The 16,065-nt window shown below is 31.2% G+C and carries 16 protein-coding genes; 5 read left to right on the top strand and 11 right to left on the bottom strand.

The annotated features are described in order from the left end of the window. Nucleotides 1-44: 44 nt before the first annotated feature. From KTF99_RS00870 to KTF99_RS00895, 6 genes are all read right to left on the bottom strand, one after another. Entirely contained in the window at nucleotides 45-848 is an 804-nt protein-coding gene (locus tag KTF99_RS00870) for a MurR/RpiR family transcriptional regulator (protein ID WP_003536549.1), read from the bottom strand. A 2-nt stretch (nucleotides 849-850) separates the two neighbouring features. Continuing rightward, nucleotides 851-1,633 carry a MurR/RpiR family transcriptional regulator gene (locus KTF99_RS00875; protein ID WP_009008950.1) on the bottom strand — a complete coding sequence of 261 codons (783 nt, stop codon included), beginning with the start codon at nucleotides 1,631-1,633 and terminating at the stop codon, nucleotides 851-853. A 241-nt stretch (nucleotides 1,634-1,874) separates the two neighbouring features. Next, nucleotides 1,875-3,215 carry a UDP-N-acetylmuramoyl-L-alanine--D-glutamate ligase gene (gene murD, locus KTF99_RS00880; RefSeq protein WP_009008949.1) on the bottom strand — a complete coding sequence of 447 codons (1,341 nt, stop codon included), beginning with the start codon at nucleotides 3,213-3,215 and terminating at the stop codon, nucleotides 1,875-1,877. 3 nt (nucleotides 3,216-3,218) lie between these two features. Next, complete coding sequence (gene mraY / locus KTF99_RS00885) at nucleotides 3,219-4,196, bottom strand: phospho-N-acetylmuramoyl-pentapeptide-transferase (protein ID WP_003536546.1); 978 nt, start codon at nucleotides 4,194-4,196, stop codon at nucleotides 3,219-3,221. Nucleotides 4,197-4,294: 98 nt separating this feature from the next. Next, on the bottom strand, nucleotides 4,295-4,564 hold the full coding sequence (locus KTF99_RS00890) for an HPr family phosphocarrier protein (protein ID WP_003536545.1): 270 nt from the start codon (nucleotides 4,562-4,564) through the stop codon (nucleotides 4,295-4,297). Nucleotides 4,565-4,627: 63 nt separating this feature from the next. Beyond that, nucleotides 4,628-5,152, bottom strand: a complete 525-nt coding sequence (locus KTF99_RS00895) for a tRNA (mnm(5)s(2)U34)-methyltransferase (RefSeq protein ID WP_003536544.1) — start codon at nucleotides 5,150-5,152, stop codon at nucleotides 4,628-4,630. A gap of 136 nt (nucleotides 5,153-5,288) precedes the next feature. Here KTF99_RS00895 and KTF99_RS00900 point away from each other — a divergent pair, with 136 nt between their 5' ends. Next, nucleotides 5,289-6,725, top strand: coding sequence for a 6-phospho-beta-glucosidase (locus KTF99_RS00900; protein ID WP_003536543.1), 1,437 nt, complete (start codon nucleotides 5,289-5,291; stop codon nucleotides 6,723-6,725). A gap of 285 nt (nucleotides 6,726-7,010) precedes the next feature. Here KTF99_RS00900 and KTF99_RS00905 read toward each other — a convergent pair whose 3' ends face one another. After that, entirely contained in the window at nucleotides 7,011-8,351 is a 1,341-nt protein-coding gene (locus tag KTF99_RS00905; RefSeq protein ID WP_003536542.1) for an MATE family efflux transporter, read from the bottom strand. 151 nt (nucleotides 8,352-8,502) lie between these two features. On the opposite strand from KTF99_RS00905, the gene KTF99_RS00910 reads away from it, so the two are divergent. From KTF99_RS00910 to KTF99_RS00925, 4 genes are all read left to right on the top strand, one after another. Beyond that, nucleotides 8,503-9,936 carry a 6-phospho-beta-glucosidase gene (locus KTF99_RS00910; RefSeq protein ID WP_008791414.1) on the top strand — a complete coding sequence of 478 codons (1,434 nt, stop codon included), beginning with the start codon at nucleotides 8,503-8,505 and terminating at the stop codon, nucleotides 9,934-9,936. Between the two features lie 126 nt (nucleotides 9,937-10,062). Beyond that, nucleotides 10,063-10,491: a helix-turn-helix transcriptional regulator gene (locus tag KTF99_RS00915; RefSeq protein ID WP_217215405.1), complete on the top strand. Its 429-nt coding sequence runs from the start codon at nucleotides 10,063-10,065 to the stop codon at nucleotides 10,489-10,491. Nucleotides 10,492-10,496: 5 nt separating this feature from the next. Further along, the gene (locus KTF99_RS00920; RefSeq protein WP_003536539.1) at nucleotides 10,497-11,246 is read left to right on the top strand and encodes an ABC transporter ATP-binding protein; all 750 of its coding nucleotides are present in this window, start codon (nucleotides 10,497-10,499) and stop codon (nucleotides 11,244-11,246) included. After that, nucleotides 11,224-11,955, top strand: a complete 732-nt coding sequence (locus KTF99_RS00925; protein WP_009008947.1) for an ABC transporter permease — start codon at nucleotides 11,224-11,226, stop codon at nucleotides 11,953-11,955. The genes KTF99_RS00920 and KTF99_RS00925 overlap by 23 nt, the downstream gene beginning before the upstream one ends. A gap of 37 nt (nucleotides 11,956-11,992) precedes the next feature. Here KTF99_RS00925 and KTF99_RS00930 read toward each other — a convergent pair whose 3' ends face one another. The 4 genes from KTF99_RS00930 to KTF99_RS00945 all read right to left on the bottom strand — a co-directional run bounded on the left by KTF99_RS00930 (nucleotide 11,993) and on the right by KTF99_RS00945 (nucleotide 16,040). Further along, nucleotides 11,993-12,475 carry a DNA-deoxyinosine glycosylase gene (locus tag KTF99_RS00930; protein ID WP_003536537.1) on the bottom strand — a complete coding sequence of 161 codons (483 nt, stop codon included), beginning with the start codon at nucleotides 12,473-12,475 and terminating at the stop codon, nucleotides 11,993-11,995. A gap of 12 nt (nucleotides 12,476-12,487) precedes the next feature. Continuing rightward, nucleotides 12,488-13,345, bottom strand: a complete 858-nt coding sequence (locus KTF99_RS00935) for an EamA family transporter (protein ID WP_008791411.1) — start codon at nucleotides 13,343-13,345, stop codon at nucleotides 12,488-12,490. Nucleotides 13,346-13,429: 84 nt separating this feature from the next. Continuing rightward, a complete protein-coding gene (locus tag KTF99_RS00940) occupies nucleotides 13,430-14,128 on the bottom strand; it encodes a response regulator (RefSeq protein ID WP_003536534.1) in 699 nt (232 codons plus the stop codon). Beyond that, nucleotides 14,121-16,040 carry a DUF4118 domain-containing protein gene (locus KTF99_RS00945; protein WP_003536532.1) on the bottom strand — a complete coding sequence of 640 codons (1,920 nt, stop codon included), beginning with the start codon at nucleotides 16,038-16,040 and terminating at the stop codon, nucleotides 14,121-14,123. The genes KTF99_RS00940 and KTF99_RS00945 overlap by 8 nt, the downstream gene beginning before the upstream one ends. Nucleotides 16,041-16,065 lie beyond the last annotated feature (25 nt).

Genomic DNA, 16,065 nt, shown 5'->3' on the forward strand with positions numbered 1-16,065 from the left:
AATTTATAAAAAAAATAAATCTATTTATAAAATTCTTAAATTATTTAATATCTATAAAAATAATAAGTAATCATTTTATAAATTAAATCAGCAATTGCTAAACGAATAAAATATTCATTAAATGAAAAAGGTATTGTTAGTGTTGTAACATTATCATAATTTTGAACTGACTTTTGACCAATAAAAATAACTTTACAATTAGTTTGCATAATTCTTTCTAATCCATATACCGGTTCAATAGTTTCCTTTTCAATAAACCCATCAAATGAATGAACTCCGTTAGTAATAATTATTAAACTTTCTTGATCAATCAAAGCTAACTGTTCCTCAAAATCCTTTTTATTTAAAGATTTAGGAAAAATCAATTCCTTATGATATAACCCCAATAATTCTTGAAAATCATAAAACAGCGGTAATTCTCGAGGTTCTCCAAAGACAAAGATATTATTTGCTTCATTAATTTGTTTAGCGAATATTTTTATTTTTTGAAATGTAACAATTTTTTGTACTTCACTAAAATATTCATCGTTTAGTCGAACATACTCATTTAAATTATCTTTTGAAAACATTAAGTTTGCATTCATCTTTAAGCGATCCAAGCGAATCTTTTCATCGAGACATTCTTCTTGAAAATCACTGCAAAAGACTTTCCAAGAATCATATCCTAAATAACGGCAAAATTTTAAAACAGATGTTTTTGAAATCAAGGTATCTTCAACAACTTTGCTAATTGATAATCGATTGATCGTATCACAATTAGCTAATAAATATTTTGCTAACGAATAATGAATATTTTCATTTTGATTGTAATTGATTAATTGATGTAATTTAATTAAGATTGATCCCACTATTATTTCCCTCGACAATACTTTAAATTATACTCAATATAAATTAAATCTAAGATCAATATCGTATAATAATCAAAATCAACAAAACTATTTTTATTAGTCGTTGGAATGTAGAGATAATGATTGATGTATTGAAGTGAGCTATACCGATTACTGCAGCTAATAACTGCTTTCTTGCCAGCATTATTACAAATTAAATTAAACTTGGACTTACATTCACCAACATATCTTCCAGAAGCAGTTAAAATAATCGCTAGATCGTCCTCATTCATTGGCTCTAAATAATCACTTTCACTTTGAAAATCACTATAAACTGTTTTACCAATACTGATCATATTTATTTGGAAATCAACTGCCAATGATAATGGATATACTGCCCCAAATAAATAAATTCTACTACTTTGATTAATTATTTCAACTAGTGCATTGATCTCTTTTTTTAAATTATTTTTAAATTCTAAACTATCATTTTTAGCAATATAACATAAATGATCATAGATACTTTCTATATCAATATTACTAAAACGACTTTCAATTTGCTGTTCTTTAACTTTTTTTGTTTTAACTAAAAAGCTTTGAAAATTATTCCAAGAATGAAAACCAAAATATTCACAAAATCTCGTTACACTAGCTCTCGAAACATAACATTCATCCATAATATCTTTAAGCGTAATATTTTGGCAATAACTATAATTTTTAATAATATACCGGGCTATTTCGTAAATCACATCTTTTTTTACACATGAATTGATATAGACTATCAATCTGCTGAGTAATGTATTCATGCCTTCCTCCTTTATAAAATAATATTTATCTATAAACAGGTAGCACTGAAACGACATTAAGATAACTTACGATTACCCATAAGCTTGCAATTTTTAATGTTACCATGCATATACATATAATTTTATTATATAATGGGAAATTTTCAAATAGAAAGTTTTTCATAAATTAAAAAAGACACTTTCGACAATAAAATAAACCTTTAAGCTATATTCCTTAAAGGTTCACTTTACAAAGCATCTTCTATAATTTATTAACAATATTTTTAAATACTCGACCACGTTCTTCATATCCAGAAAATTCATCAAAACTGCTGGTTGATGGCGAAAGTAAAATAATATCGCCAGCTTTTGCTTTCTCGATTGCCAGCAAAGTCGCTGCTTCTAAATTCTCAACAGAACTACTGTTTGCAACATGCATATCATTTTTAAATCGCTCTCCAGCAGCACCAAATGTCACCAGATGACTGATTTTATTACCATAAGTAGCCATTTCGGTTAAATCTAACCCTTTATCAAAACCACCCATCAATAAAATTACTGGTTGTTCAAAAGCTTTTAAAGCAATGATCGTAGCGTCAGTATTAGTTGCTTTTGAATCATTATAGATTTTAACTCCATTAATTTCTCTAACAAACTCAATTCGATGTTCAACACCAATAAATGAGGCAATTTCTCGATTGATGACTGTTACTGGTACATCACATTTTTTAGCAATGCAGATAGCTGTCATAATATTTTGAATGTTATGGCGTCCTACAACTTTAATATCCGCTAAGTTAATAATTAATTCATCTCGATAATAGATTGCCTGTTCTTTGATCATACAGTCAGCTTCATGTATCAATGACATTGTGACTTGATTACATGGAACTGGATATTTTTCCAAATACTCCATTACTGTTTTATCATCAAGATTAACCACAAAATAATCATCCAGATCAGTATTCTTATAAATATTTGTTTTAGAAGCATAATACTCATCCAATGAGGCCATATAATCTAAATGATCGGGTGTTAAATTGATGATCGTTGAGACATAAGGCTTAAATCGTTCAATATCTAATAACTGAAAGTTACTCATTTCAATTACTACATAATGATTTTCTTCATTAAGAAGATCATTATCTAAAACAACATCACATAGTGGTGTTCCCACATTACCTGCTAAATGAACATGTTGATATTGTCCCTTTAATATTTTATCAATTAAAGTAACTGTTGTTGTTTTACCATTAGTACCAGTTACTCCAATATAATGTTGTTTTTTAGCAACTTGAAAAGCTAATTCAATTTCCGTATATACAGGAATCTTTCTTTCCTTAAGTCTTAAAATAAATGGCTTATGATAATTAATTCCAGGGTTCTTAATTACAAAGTCAAAATCACGTTCAAATAATTCAGTTGGGTGTGACCCTGTTACCATTTCAATTCCCATATCAAGATATTGTTGATATTCTGGAATATCCTTAATTTCTTTAGCTTCATTAACCGTAATCGTTGCATTTAATTTATGAAGCAATCTAATCGCAGCCTTACCACTTTTAGCAAGTCCAATCACTAATACCTTTTTTCCAGTAAACATATTCTATAGCACCCCAATTACAATTGATAAGATTCCACAGATGAAACCAATGAACCAGAATGAAATAGTTACTTGTTGTTCACTCCAGCCCAACATTTCAAAGTGATGATGGATCGGTGCCATCTTAAATACTCGTTTTCCCCGAGTTTTAAATGAGACTACTTGAATAATAACCGATAAAGTTTCCATTAAAAAGACTCCACCAACTAAAATAAGTAATAACTCTTGTTTTGTAAGTATCGCTAAAATAGCCAAGAAACCACCTAGACCAAGCGAACCTACATCACCCATAAATATCTTAGCAGGATGATAATTAAACATCATGAAACCAAGTAAAGCCCCTACCATTGCAGTTGCATAACTTGCAAGAGTATAATCTTTTGTCATGATAGAAAAGATTATAAATGGTGCAATCGCAACCATTGAAAGACCAGTTGCTAATCCATCTAAACCGTCAGATAAATTTACACCGTTACTTTCCCCTGCAAACATTACTAAGATTAATGCTGGATATAAATAACCCATATCAATATTAATATCTAATAATGGAATTGTAATTACTGATGTAAAATCAGGAATAAAGTTCATTGCAAAGAAATAACAAATAATTGCTAACGCGATCTGAGCTAATAATTTCGCTAGTGGCGGTAATCCCTTATTACTATGTTTAACAATGATCAAAGCATCATCCACAAATCCAATTGCACTATATCCAACTAAAACAATTGTTGCTAAAATCAGCTCCGGATCAAGTAAATTATTAAAATTAACAATAAAAGCACCAAGAATTGCGGCAATCACAAAAACGATTCCACCCATTGTTGGTGTACCATTTTTTGACTTATGTGATTCAAGTCCTTCTTCACGTTCAACTTGACCAAATTTCATCTTATGTAGGAATGGAATTACTTTAGGCATTGCTAGAACAACAAGAATAAAGCCAATTCCAAAAGCAATTATTAGTTTTAAGAAGTTTTCCATCTATATGTCCCCTTTTTTATAAAATTCGTCTTTACTATATCATATTATCGTTTAATAGGCAAAATAAAAGGGACAAGAGTCCCAATTATTAAATTGTTTTACCCACTAATTCCTAGATCCTTCATTAATTCAAGGGCCCGTTTAATAACTGCGTCCTCATCTTCTCCATCAGCAATAATTTCAATTTTTGCTTTTGTTGGAATACCCAGAGATAGAACCCCCATCAATGATTTCATGTTGACAGTTTTAGATGCGTAGACTAACTTAATATCACTGTTGAACATCTTCATAGTATCAACTAGTTCGGTTGCTGGAGTCGCATAAAGACCAACTGGATCAGTTACGGTAACGTCGATTCTTTTTACCATATTGCTTACCTCCTTAATTACTTATATTATAACATTGTTACCTAGTTATTGCATCTAATATAATTATCTTTTTTCAATTTGAATTACGTATGGAGCAGATAACTTATTCATCATTTTAAACAACGCTACATTATAACTTATATGATCTAAACTGGCGACATATTCCTCAATTAACAAACTTTCTTTTTTTCCCTCATCATGACCAATGTAAACAACTAAAAACAATTCTCCTTTTCGATTCAAATATTCAACTGCTTTTTTTATTGCTTGCAAAGAACTGTCCGCCATAGTTGTAATTTGATGATCTCCATTGGGGAGATAACCGAGATTAAAAATTCCTACATCAAAGTTTTTTACATAGCAATCAAAATTTTCATGAGAAGCTAAAATCAAATTTACATTATCAGTATCTTCTATCAACTTCTTTGTATTATTTAAAGCTTCCTGCTGAATATCAAAACTATAAACTTGTTTAGCCACTTTACTTAAAAATAAAGTATCATGACCATTCCCCATTGTAAAATCAATTGCAATTTGGTAGTCTTTTCTCTTAATTCGATTATGCACATATTCAATCATCGTTTCCATATTTTCCTATACTCCTGTTACATTTTGTGTAATCTATTACAATCGTTTTTATTTTAACACATTTAGCTAAAAAAATTTGTACCAACCTATTTTTTTGGTTATAATGAGACTGTAAAAATAAGGAGGATTAAATTATATGGCTTTAAGTAAAGATTTTTTATGGGGTGGCGCTTTAGCTGCTCATCAATTTGAAGGTGGGGTTTTAAATACCTCAAAAGGATATAGTGTTGCTGATGTGATGACTGCCGGAGCACATGGTGTTCCTCGCCGTATTACTGATCAAATCATGGAAAATGAATATTATCCAAACCATGTTGGAATTGACTTCTATTCTCATTACAAGGAAGATATTGCTTTATTTGCGGAAATGGGATTTAAATGCTTTAGAACATCTATCGCATGGACTCGTATTTTCCCTAATGGTGATGAAACAGAACCCAATGAAGAAGGATTACAATTCTATGATGATGTTTTTGATGAATTATTAAAATATGGAATTGAGCCAGTTATCACATTATCTCATTTTGAGATGCCTTATCATTTAGCAAAAGAATATGGTGGTTTTATGAATCGTAAAACTATTGATTTCTTTGTTAAATTTGCTGAAGTATGTTTTAAAAGATATAAAGATAAAGTTAAATATTGGATGACTTTTAATGAAATTAATAATCAAATGAATTTTAAAAATGATATTTTTGGCTGGACTAATAGTGGTGCTCATTTTGGAGATTATGATAATCCTGAAGAAGCAATGTATATTTGCGGTCATCATACTTTATTAGCAAGTGCATTAGCAGTAAAAATTGGTAAACAAATCAATCCTAACTTTTTGATTGGAAATATGATTGCAATGGTTCCAATTTATCCATTTTCATGTCGTCCTGCTGATATGGTATTATCAAATCAGATGATGCATGATCGCTGGTTCTTCTGTGACGTTCAATGTCGCGGTCATTACCCTGCATATGCTTTAAAAATGTTTGAACGCAAAGGCTTTAATATTAACATTACAGAAGAAGATAAGAAAATCCTTGCTGAAGGAACTGTAGATTATATAGGATTTAGTTATTATATGACTAATACTGTAGATTCAACTGCACATCAAGATGTTTCTAAAGCAACTGATGGTTCAAGTGAGCATTCTGTTAAAAATCCATTTATTAAAGAATCTGACTGGGGCTGGGCAATTGATCCAGAAGGATTAAGATATGCATTGAATATTTTTTATGAAAGATATGAAAAACCATTATTTATCGTCGAAAATGGTTTTGGTGCCATTGACGTTAAAGAAGCTGATGGTTCTTGCCATGATGACTATCGCATCAACTATTTAAAAGCTCATATTAAAGAAATGAAAAAAGCTGTTGAACTTGACGGGATTGATTTAATTGGTTATACCCCTTGGGGATGTATTGACTGTGTTTCATTTACTACTGGTGAAATGAAAAAACGTTATGGTTTTATCTATGTTGATCGTGATAATGAAGGTAATGGTACTTTAGAAAGAAGTAAAAAAGATTCTTTCGAATGGTATAAAAAAGTAATTGCTTCAAATGGAGAAAATCTAGACTAAAAACAATAAGATAAAAGTTACTTTTCTAATATAGTAATCATGTTTATAATATCTTAAGCTGAATTGCTCATTACAGAACATTATTTCTGCAACAAAGTATATTATGGCATGTTTTAACACTTATTAATAAGAAAATATTTTTATTCTTTTAAAATTGATACCGGACTGTTGTAATAACAGTCTTTTTCTACGTCTATTGCTCCTCTTAATCAAAACATCCTGTTACTAGCAAACTGTTTTTCTAATCTAAAAAGGCGACTTCTAAAGATTTAAATGTCGTTCCTTCTACTTATCGATGTATCTATTAGTCCACCTTTCTTTTTTTAAACCATACATAATCCCAATCAAATCAGCTAAAAACCAGCCAATTGGAATTGCCCACCAAATCGCCAAAGTTCCAAATAATGGTGCTAAAAGATATGCTAAAACAACACGTGTCCCTAGCGAAATAACAGTTAAAACTACAGAAATTCCTGGTTTACCAACCCCACGATAATAACCATACAATAAAAATAAACATCCAATTCCTAAATAACAAGCACCTTCAATTCTTAGATACTGAGCCCCTTGATAGATAATTTCAGACTTTGAAGATTCTATGAAGATCAGCATTAGCTTATCAGCAAAGATAAAGACTAAGGCAGAAATAAAAATACAAAAGATAGAAGCCATTACAACTGCTACTTTAAATCCTTTATGTATTCGTTCTTCTAATCCTGCTCCTTTATTTTGAGCAATATAGGTTGAAAAAGCATTACCAAAATCTTGAACTGGCATATAAGCAAATGAATCAATCTTTACAGCAGCAGCAAAAGCTGACATCGTTACTAAACCAAAACTATTTACTAACCCTTGAATCATTAAAATCCCAAAATTCATTACTGATTGCTGGATACAAGTTAATAATGAGTACGCTTTGATTTTCTCAAATATTTCACGTTCAAAATGCCAATGTTTTCGTTGCGGTAACAATTCTTTTTGACTTAGAAAGACATAAAGCATGATACCAATAGCACTAAAAGCTTGGGCAATCAATGTCGCAACAGCAGCTCCAGCTACCCCCATTGCAACTTCTGCCACTAAATAAATATCTAATCCAATATTTATAATTGATGCTAATGCTAGAAAGATCAATGGGATTTTAGAATTTCCCAAAGCTCTTAATAGCGAGGAAAAATAATTATAAATAAAAGTAAAAACTAGACCTAGAAAAATTATAAACAAATATTGATGGGTATCCGTAAAAATATCCCTAGGAATATTCATAAAATTTAAAATTAGATCAATTGCTAAAAGACAAACTATTTCTAATCCAATTGAAAAAATGCCGATTCCTACAAAAGAGACAAAAAAAGATGTTTTCATTTTATCTAATTGTTTAGCCCCATAGAACATCGAAAATAAAATTCCACTCCCCATGCAAAGACCTAAGATAATGGAAGTTAAAAAAGTCATAATCGTAAAAGATGAGCCAACTGCTGCCAGAGCATCAGTTCCGATATAATGTCCAACAATAAAAGTATCAGCTACATTATAAAGCTGCTGTAAAAGATTTCCTAAGATCATTGGAATTGAAAATTTAATTAATGCCCTGGTAATATTTCCTTCTGTTAATTTCCCTATCATAAAATCACCCCATTACTTACATAATAAATATATCATCCAATAAAGTCAATTAAAGAAAATTATGTAAGATATTTATCATTCTTATCATTATTTCCGTTATCTTTATTGATTTCGTAGTATAATATATTTATAAATAAGGAGGTCGATATAGATGACATTTAATAAAGATTTTTTATGGGGTGGTGCAATTGCAGCACATCAAGCTGAAGGAGCTTGGCAAGAAGGTGGAAAAGGAATTAGTTGCTCTGATGTCGAAACAGCAGGGAATAATGTAACTGGTGCGCCAAGACGCTTAACTGATGGCGTTATCGAAGGAGAAGATTATCCAAATCATGTTGGGGTGGATTTCTACCATCGCTATAAGGAAGATATTGCTTTATTCGCTGAAATGGGATTCAAAGCATTTAGAACTTCTATTGCCTGGACACGAATTTTTCCTCGGGGTGATGAAGAAACACCTAACGAAGAGGGTTTACAATTTTATGATGATTTATTTGATGAATGTCATAAATATGGAATTGAGCCAATTATAACATTATCGCACTTCGAAATGCCTTGGACGCTTGCAAAAGAGTATGGTGGTTTTAGAAATCGTGAAGCAATCGAAATGTTCGTTAAATTTGCCAAAGTATGCTTTGAAAGATACCAGCATAAAGTTAAATACTGGATGACTTTTAATGAAATCAATAATCAAGCTGATGTTTCTCAGCACAACTTAATCCAAGAAGGAGCTGTACTTTTAAAAAAAGATGATGATGCAGAATATTTAATGTATTTATCTGCTCACCATGAATTAGTCGCTTCTGCTTTAGCTGTTAAAGCCGCTCATGAGATCAATCCTGATTTACAAGTTGGATGTATGATTGGGATGAATGCTGTTTACCCTGCATCACCTAATCCAACTGATGTAATGAACGCTTTAGGAGCAATGCATCAAAAATACTGGTATGTTGAAGTCCATGCCCGTGGTCACTACCCAAATCATATATTGAAAAAATTCGAAAGAAAAGGTTATGACTTTATTACTGAAGAAGATAAAAAGATTTTATCTCAAGGTAAAGTGGACTATATTGGATTCTCATATTACATGAGTTTTGCTTCAAAATATCAAGGACGTAATGAAAAAACATATGATTATTTCAGTGAGGACTTTGTTCGAAATACTCATCTAAAAGCTTCAGACTGGGGTTGGCAAATCGATCCACTAGGATTACGCTGGTGCCTAAACTGGTTCCATGACCGTTTTGAGTTACCAATGATGATTGTTGAAAATGGTTTTGGTGCTTATGACAAAGTAGAAGCAGACGGAACAATCGATGATCAGTATCGTATCGACTATTTAGCAGCACATATCGAAGCTATGAGGGATGCAGTTGACTATGATGGAGTAGAATTATTAGGTTATACAATGTGGTCACCGATCGACATTGTCTCTGCTTCTACTGGTGAATATGATAAACGCTATGGATTTATCTATGTGAATTACAATAATAATCATGAAGGAGATTTTTCAAGATGTAAGAAAAAATCTTTTGACTGGTATAAGAAAGTCATTGCCACAAATGGTGAAGATTTAAGTGAATAAATGTAAAACGGTATGGACAGTCATACCGTTTTATTATGCAACTATTTTTAACATTCAAGGCAACTTTGATTGATAGACAATAATTGATTTTAACGTATAATCCTAAATATAGGAGGTATGAAAAATATGCTTAGTACGAATCTCGTTTGGCTTAGAAAACATTATCAATATACTCAAGAAGAAATTGCACAGCAAGTTGGTGTATCACGTCAATCTGTAGCAAAATGGGAAAGCGGTGAATCATTGCCTGATATTGACAGCTGTATGGCATTGGCAAAAATATACAATGTAACAATTGATAATTTAATCAATCATGATGAAGATGATGCTGGAATCGTAATTCCTCCCAAAGGAAAACATTTTTTTGGAGCAGTTACTGTTGGTGAACGTGAACAAATCGTAATTCCTCAAGAAGCACGTCGAATCTTTAAAATTTCCGCTGGTGATAAAATTTTGATCCTTGGTGATGAAGAACGTGGTCTAGCTATTGTCCATCAGCGTGATGTTATTAACTTTGTTAGTGAATTAGGAGTACCCAAAAATGAAAAGGACTGATTATCATGGAAATGATTGAAATTAAAAATTTAACAAAAAAATATAATGATAAACTTGCTGTTGATAATTTAAATCTATCAATCAAACAAGGAAAATTACTAGCTCTATTGGGAGTAAATGGAGCCGGTAAAACTACTACACTCAAAATGTTATCGGGTTTGATTCAACCAACAAGCGGTGATGCTAGAATCAATAACTATAGCATTGTTAATGAAAGCCTCTTTGTTAAAGAGCTTATCGCCGTTTCACCCCAAGAAACTGCAATCGCACCGAATTTAACCGTTAGAGAAAATTTGGAATTAATGGCGGAAATCCATGGTTTTAAAAAAACTTTAATCAATAACAAAGTCATCGAAATGATTACCGCTTTTAATTTGAAAGATGTTGCTGCTAAAAAAAGTAAAAAACTATCGGGTGGTTATCAACGGCGCTTAAGTATTGCTATGGCCCTAATTAGTGAGCCACAAATTTTATTTTTAGATGAGCCAACACTAGGACTTGATATTTTAGCCAGAGAACAATTATGGCGCACAATAAAAGCACTAAAAGGTAAGATTACTATCATTTTAACTACCCATTATCTCGAAGAAGCCGAAGCTTTATCAGATTATGTTTGTATTATGAAAGATGGTAAAATCAAAGCCCTGGGAACCACAAATGAACTAATTAAATTTGCCAAGACAACCAGCTTTGAAGATGCCTTTATAAAACTTGCAACAGGAGGGACTGAAAATGAGAACATGGGCCTTTGCTAAAAGAACCACAAAAGAAATTTTACGTGACCCTATTAATATTATTTTTGGTTTAGGTTTTCCAATCGTTATCTTGTTACTATTGACAACAATCCAAAAAAATATTCCAGCCACCCCTTTTTCACTAAAACAATTAACACCAGGAATTGCAGTATTTGGCTTGTCCTTCTTATCATTATTTTCAGCTACATTGATCTCTCGTGATCGAATGTCATCATTATTAGCACGATTATTTACTACTCCTATGACAGCTAAAGATTATATTTTGGGATATACTTTACCATTAATACCAATGGCCTTGATACAGACTTTACTTTGCTATCTAGCAGCATTTTGTCTAGGTTTAAAAATAACACCTGATGTCATTATTGCCATCTTATGTACAATCCCCATTTCAATTATTTTTATTGCAATCGGCTTATTTTGTGGCACTATTTTTAATGATAGACAAGTCGGAGGAATCTGTGGTGCCTTATTAACTAATCTTACCGCGTGGCTAAGTGGGACATGGTTTAGTTTAGATTTAATTGGAGGCTTGTTTAAAGATATTGCGTATTGTTTTCCTTTTGTCCATGCTGTAGATATGGCACGAGATGGCTTAAATGCGAATTATCACGCAATGCCTAATAATTTATTCTGGGTTTTAAGCTACGCTGGACTCCTCTTAATTGCAGCTGTTTCACTATTTAAATATAAAATGAAACATAATTAAAAAACTCTTTTTGAGTTTTTTGCTTTCTATTAATATATTATAACGATTTTATTTCTTTCCAAAAACTAATTAATTTCGTCAAAGAATAACTCGCATTAGCTGGTGAACTTGATGGTAACTTAGTAACAGGAAGATCAATAATTTCATCGAAATAGCGATGATACAATCTATCTGCTAAGTTCCCATTTGTATAAATATGCGTAATTTGACTTTGATCAATGATTTTCTTTAGATCATTGACTTCAACATTTGTAATACTACTATCACTCGAACCTTTGATTTCACAACTAGCAATTACATCCCACACAGCTATATGTTGATTTATTAAAAATTCTTTCTTTTCAATAATAGTCTCTGGTAATTCAGTATTATAAATATTTGCAAGAATTTTCCAAAAACGATTCTGCGGATGATGATAAAAAAAGTTGGCCTCCCGCGATTTTACTGATGGAAAAGAACCTAAAATTAATATTTTAGAACTTTTATTATATACAGGTTCAATTAAATGATATTCTCTCATAATTTCCTCCCTTTAAATCAATAATAACATTGTTCCTGCAACGATCAAAATCAATCCCGCCACAGCCTTTTTTGACAAAGACTCTTTTAAAACAAAATACGAAAAGATAATTGTGACGATGATACTCAGTTTATCGATTGGAACCACAATACTAGCCTCCCCTAATTGCAACGCTTTATAATAACAGATCCATGATAAACCTGTTGTAATTCCAGAAGAAAATAAAAAAAGCCAATTCTTTTTTGTAATTTCTTTAATTGTATGATAACTTCGCTGATAAAAAACAATCCCCCAAGCCATAATCAATACTACCGCTGTACGAATAAAAGTTCCCAGATTACTATCAATATTAAGCATTGCAATCTTAGCAATTATAGCCGTCAAAGAAGCAAATAAAGCTGAAGCCAAGGCAAATAATAGCCAATGGTTATTTGTCACTTTATTTACAACCTGCTTTTTTTCAATCATCATATAAGTTCCTAAAGACATAATTATCATAGAAATTATTTTAAGCATAGTAATTTTTTCGTCAAAGAAAATAAATGCTAACAGCATCGTTAAAATTGTACTACTTTTATCAATTGGTGTAACTTTGTTAACATCTCCTAATTGTAGTGCCTTAAAATAACATAACCATGATAATCCAGTTGCAATTCCAGAAAAACATAAAACCAATACTGTATTACTATCAATATATTTTAATTGTTCCTGGGTTCCAGCAAATAAGACCATTATCCATGAAAAAATTAAAACAATTATTGTCCTTAATGCTGTTGCTAAAGAAGAATCAACATTCTTCAAACCAATTTTTGCAAGAACTGCAGTAACCCCAGCAAATAAAGCTGATAGACAAGCTAATCCAATCCACACCCTAAGTTTCCCCCTATACTTATTATATTTATATTTTACCGCAATTAACAAAAAAGAAAAGTGAAACAAACTGTTTCACTCATATTATTCAATTCGTAACATTCGGTATCCAACTCCAACATGGGTCTGAATATATTTAGGATGCGTAGGATCTAATTCTATTTTTTTACGAAGCGTAGCCATAAATACTCTTAATGAGGCAACATCACTCTCTAAAGTACTCCCCCAAATTTCTTTAGTAATATATGTATGTGTTAATACTTTGCCAACATTTCTTGAGAGAAGGCACAGCAACTTATATTCAATCGGTGTTAAATGCAGTTCTTGCTGATCTAAATATGCACATCCGCCAGCGTAATCAATTTTTAGATCACCATTAACAAAATCACTACTTTCTATATTTTGACTTTGATTATAATTAAGCCGTCTTAAAATAACACGTAATCTTGCTAAAAGTTCCTCAACTGAAAAAGGTTTGGTCAAATAATCATCAGCCCCAGCATCAAGAGCCTCAATTTTATCACGATCTTCACTTCGAGCACTAATAACGATTATTGGCATATTTGTCCAAGTACGTACTTTTTTTATAATTTCAACCCCATCTAAATCAGGCAGCCCTAGATCCAACAGCATTATATCCGGTTTTTGTGAAGCAGTTTCAATAATTGCTTGTTTTCCCGTTTGTGAAGTATGATATTTATAATCATGAGTTTCTAAAGTTGTAGCAATCAAATTTCTAACTGCGTTATCATCTTCTACAACTAATACAAATGGCTTATTCATGTATTTCAACCTCCTTAATCGGCAATGTAAAACTAAAAATCGTTCCGTGAGGAATATTGTCCTTAACTGCAATATTACCACCATGCGCTACAATAATAGCTTTACACAAAGCTAACCCTAAACCAAGTCCGCGACGTCCGTCAATAACCTCATGCTTTACAGTATAAAACATTTCAAAAAGTTTTTCTTTGTCCTTATCACTGATTCCTGCTCCATCATCAGCAATTTGAATTTCTACAAAATCTTTATGCTTAAAGGTTTCAATACTAATCATTGAACCTTTTGGTGTATATTTAATTGCATTGTCAACAATATTTATAATTACTTGAATTATTAAGCCAGCATCTATTTTTGCTAAAATAAATTCATCATTAGCCTTTACCTCAATACGGTGTTCATCCTTTTTATGACTAATATGATTCAATGCCTCATTTATAACTTCCTCAATAAGTTCTGTTTCTAAATGCAGATTCATTTTACCATCTTCAATTCTTGTAACTGAAAGAAGATTTTCAACCAGATTAATCAACCATAATGAATCATCGTAGATTACTTCGTATAACTGCATTTTTTTATTTTCATCTAAGCTGCCGCTATTATTTATCAGTACACTTGCATTACCAGAAATACTAGTTAATGGTGTTCGTAAATCATGCGAAATTGAACGTAATAAATTTGCACGCAACCGCTCATTTTTAGCTTCAATTGCAGCTTCTTCTTTCTTTTGGTTAAAAAACTCTTTTTCTAGAGCTAAAGCACATTCACCAACGATTGATAGTACTAAATTATTTTCAAAAGCATCAAGAATAACATCTTCTAAAATTATTACTACTACACCATAAATATCATTAGTACTAGCAAGCGGTAAATAGTAATTCTTAGCTTGATATGTTTTATTATTCTGGTAGACCCAGTGAACATTAGTTTCAATCTCATCACAATCATGAACAGTCATATTATTATGATGAAAGACTTCATGTAAAATCGTATCATTTTCAGTAATTTGATAAATCATCACTGATTTATTTAATAATTTAACAATTTGTTTAGCTGCCGTTTCTTTAATTCCTGCAATACTTTTTTCTTTTTGCAAAAGACGATTTGTCTCTAATAGAACTTTTGTACGATATGCATGTTGAGCAGACTGTTTTGCCTGCTGTTTTATCCTTATTGCTAAAGTACTCGTAATAAAAGCGGCTATCAGCATAATTGCAAAGGTTACAGGATAACCAGAACCATAGGCTGCTAAAGTAAAACGTGGATTAGTAAACATAAAGTTAAAAATTAAAACACTTAAAATCGATGATACAAGACTATAAATACGGTTAGATGTAGTTATAGCAGTAATTAAAACACTTAAAATATAAACTGTAATTGTATTTGCTTCACTAAAACCTAAATGATGGAATAATATCCCTATCAGGGTTGCTATCAACAGAATAAATATTGAAATAGCTAAATCTTTACCCTTAACAACAAAATTAAAATCTCTTTGCTTTGATTTATCTTTCCCCGTATTTTGATGATAGACAATATTAATATCCAAATCTTTTAGTAAATTTAATAATTTCTTATCTAGCCTTGAACTAAATAAATGTTTCCTGTCCTTTTGACTATGTCCAAAAAACACTTTAGTTACTTTAGCATTTTTGCAAAATTCATTAATTTGATAAGCAATATCTAAACCAAAAGCTGTTTCGATATTAGCACCTAACTTTCTAGCCAAATTAGTATTATATTGGAGTCTTTCGCGATCATCCTTACTAATTTTTGAATTATCTGGTGTTTCAACATATAAAGCAGTAAAAATTGCTTTATTTTCATGTGCTACAGCAGCAGCCATTTTAATCACATCAGGATTAGAAGTAGATGAAGAAAGACATAGTAGAATATGTTCTTGTTGATTAATCATAATATAACCTCACTCGGCTTATATT

Origin of the sequence: Erysipelatoclostridium sp. MSK.7.34 (assembly GCF_019041935.1) — a bacterium.
GTDB lineage: Bacteria > Bacillota_I > Bacilli_A > Erysipelotrichales > Coprobacillaceae > Thomasclavelia > Thomasclavelia ramosa.

What these genes read in the sequence shown, in the direction of transcription:
- KTF99_RS00875 (WP_009008950.1), bottom strand. Translation starts at nt 1,633, where the DNA reads ATGAATACATTACTCAGCAGATTGATAGTCTATATCAATTCATGTGTA.
- KTF99_RS00905 (WP_003536542.1), bottom strand. Translation starts at nt 8,351, where the DNA reads ATGATAGGGAAATTAACAGAAGGAAATATTACCAGGGCATTAATTAAA.
- KTF99_RS00930 (WP_003536537.1), bottom strand. Translation starts at nt 12,475, where the DNA reads ATGAGAGAATATCATTTAATTGAACCTGTATATAATAAAAGTTCTAAA.
- KTF99_RS00920 (WP_003536539.1), top strand. Translation starts at nt 10,497, where the DNA reads ATGGAAATGATTGAAATTAAAAATTTAACAAAAAAATATAATGATAAA.
- KTF99_RS00895 (WP_003536544.1), bottom strand. Translation starts at nt 5,152, where the DNA reads ATGGAAACGATGATTGAATATGTGCATAATCGAATTAAGAGAAAAGAC.
- mraY (WP_003536546.1), bottom strand. Translation starts at nt 4,196, where the DNA reads ATGGAAAACTTCTTAAAACTAATAATTGCTTTTGGAATTGGCTTTATT.
- KTF99_RS00910 (WP_008791414.1), top strand. Translation starts at nt 8,503, where the DNA reads ATGACATTTAATAAAGATTTTTTATGGGGTGGTGCAATTGCAGCACAT.
- KTF99_RS00900 (WP_003536543.1), top strand. Translation starts at nt 5,289, where the DNA reads ATGGCTTTAAGTAAAGATTTTTTATGGGGTGGCGCTTTAGCTGCTCAT.
- murD (WP_009008949.1), bottom strand. Translation starts at nt 3,215, where the DNA reads ATGTTTACTGGAAAAAAGGTATTAGTGATTGGACTTGCTAAAAGTGGT.
- KTF99_RS00915 (WP_217215405.1), top strand. Translation starts at nt 10,063, where the DNA reads ATGCTTAGTACGAATCTCGTTTGGCTTAGAAAACATTATCAATATACT.
- KTF99_RS00925 (WP_009008947.1), top strand. Translation starts at nt 11,224, where the DNA reads ATGAGAACATGGGCCTTTGCTAAAAGAACCACAAAAGAAATTTTACGT.
- KTF99_RS00945 (WP_003536532.1), bottom strand. Translation starts at nt 16,040, where the DNA reads ATGATTAATCAACAAGAACATATTCTACTATGTCTTTCTTCATCTACT.
- KTF99_RS00940 (WP_003536534.1), bottom strand. Translation starts at nt 14,128, where the DNA reads ATGAATAAGCCATTTGTATTAGTTGTAGAAGATGATAACGCAGTTAGA.
- KTF99_RS00890 (WP_003536545.1), bottom strand. Translation starts at nt 4,564, where the DNA reads ATGGTAAAAAGAATCGACGTTACCGTAACTGATCCAGTTGGTCTTTAT.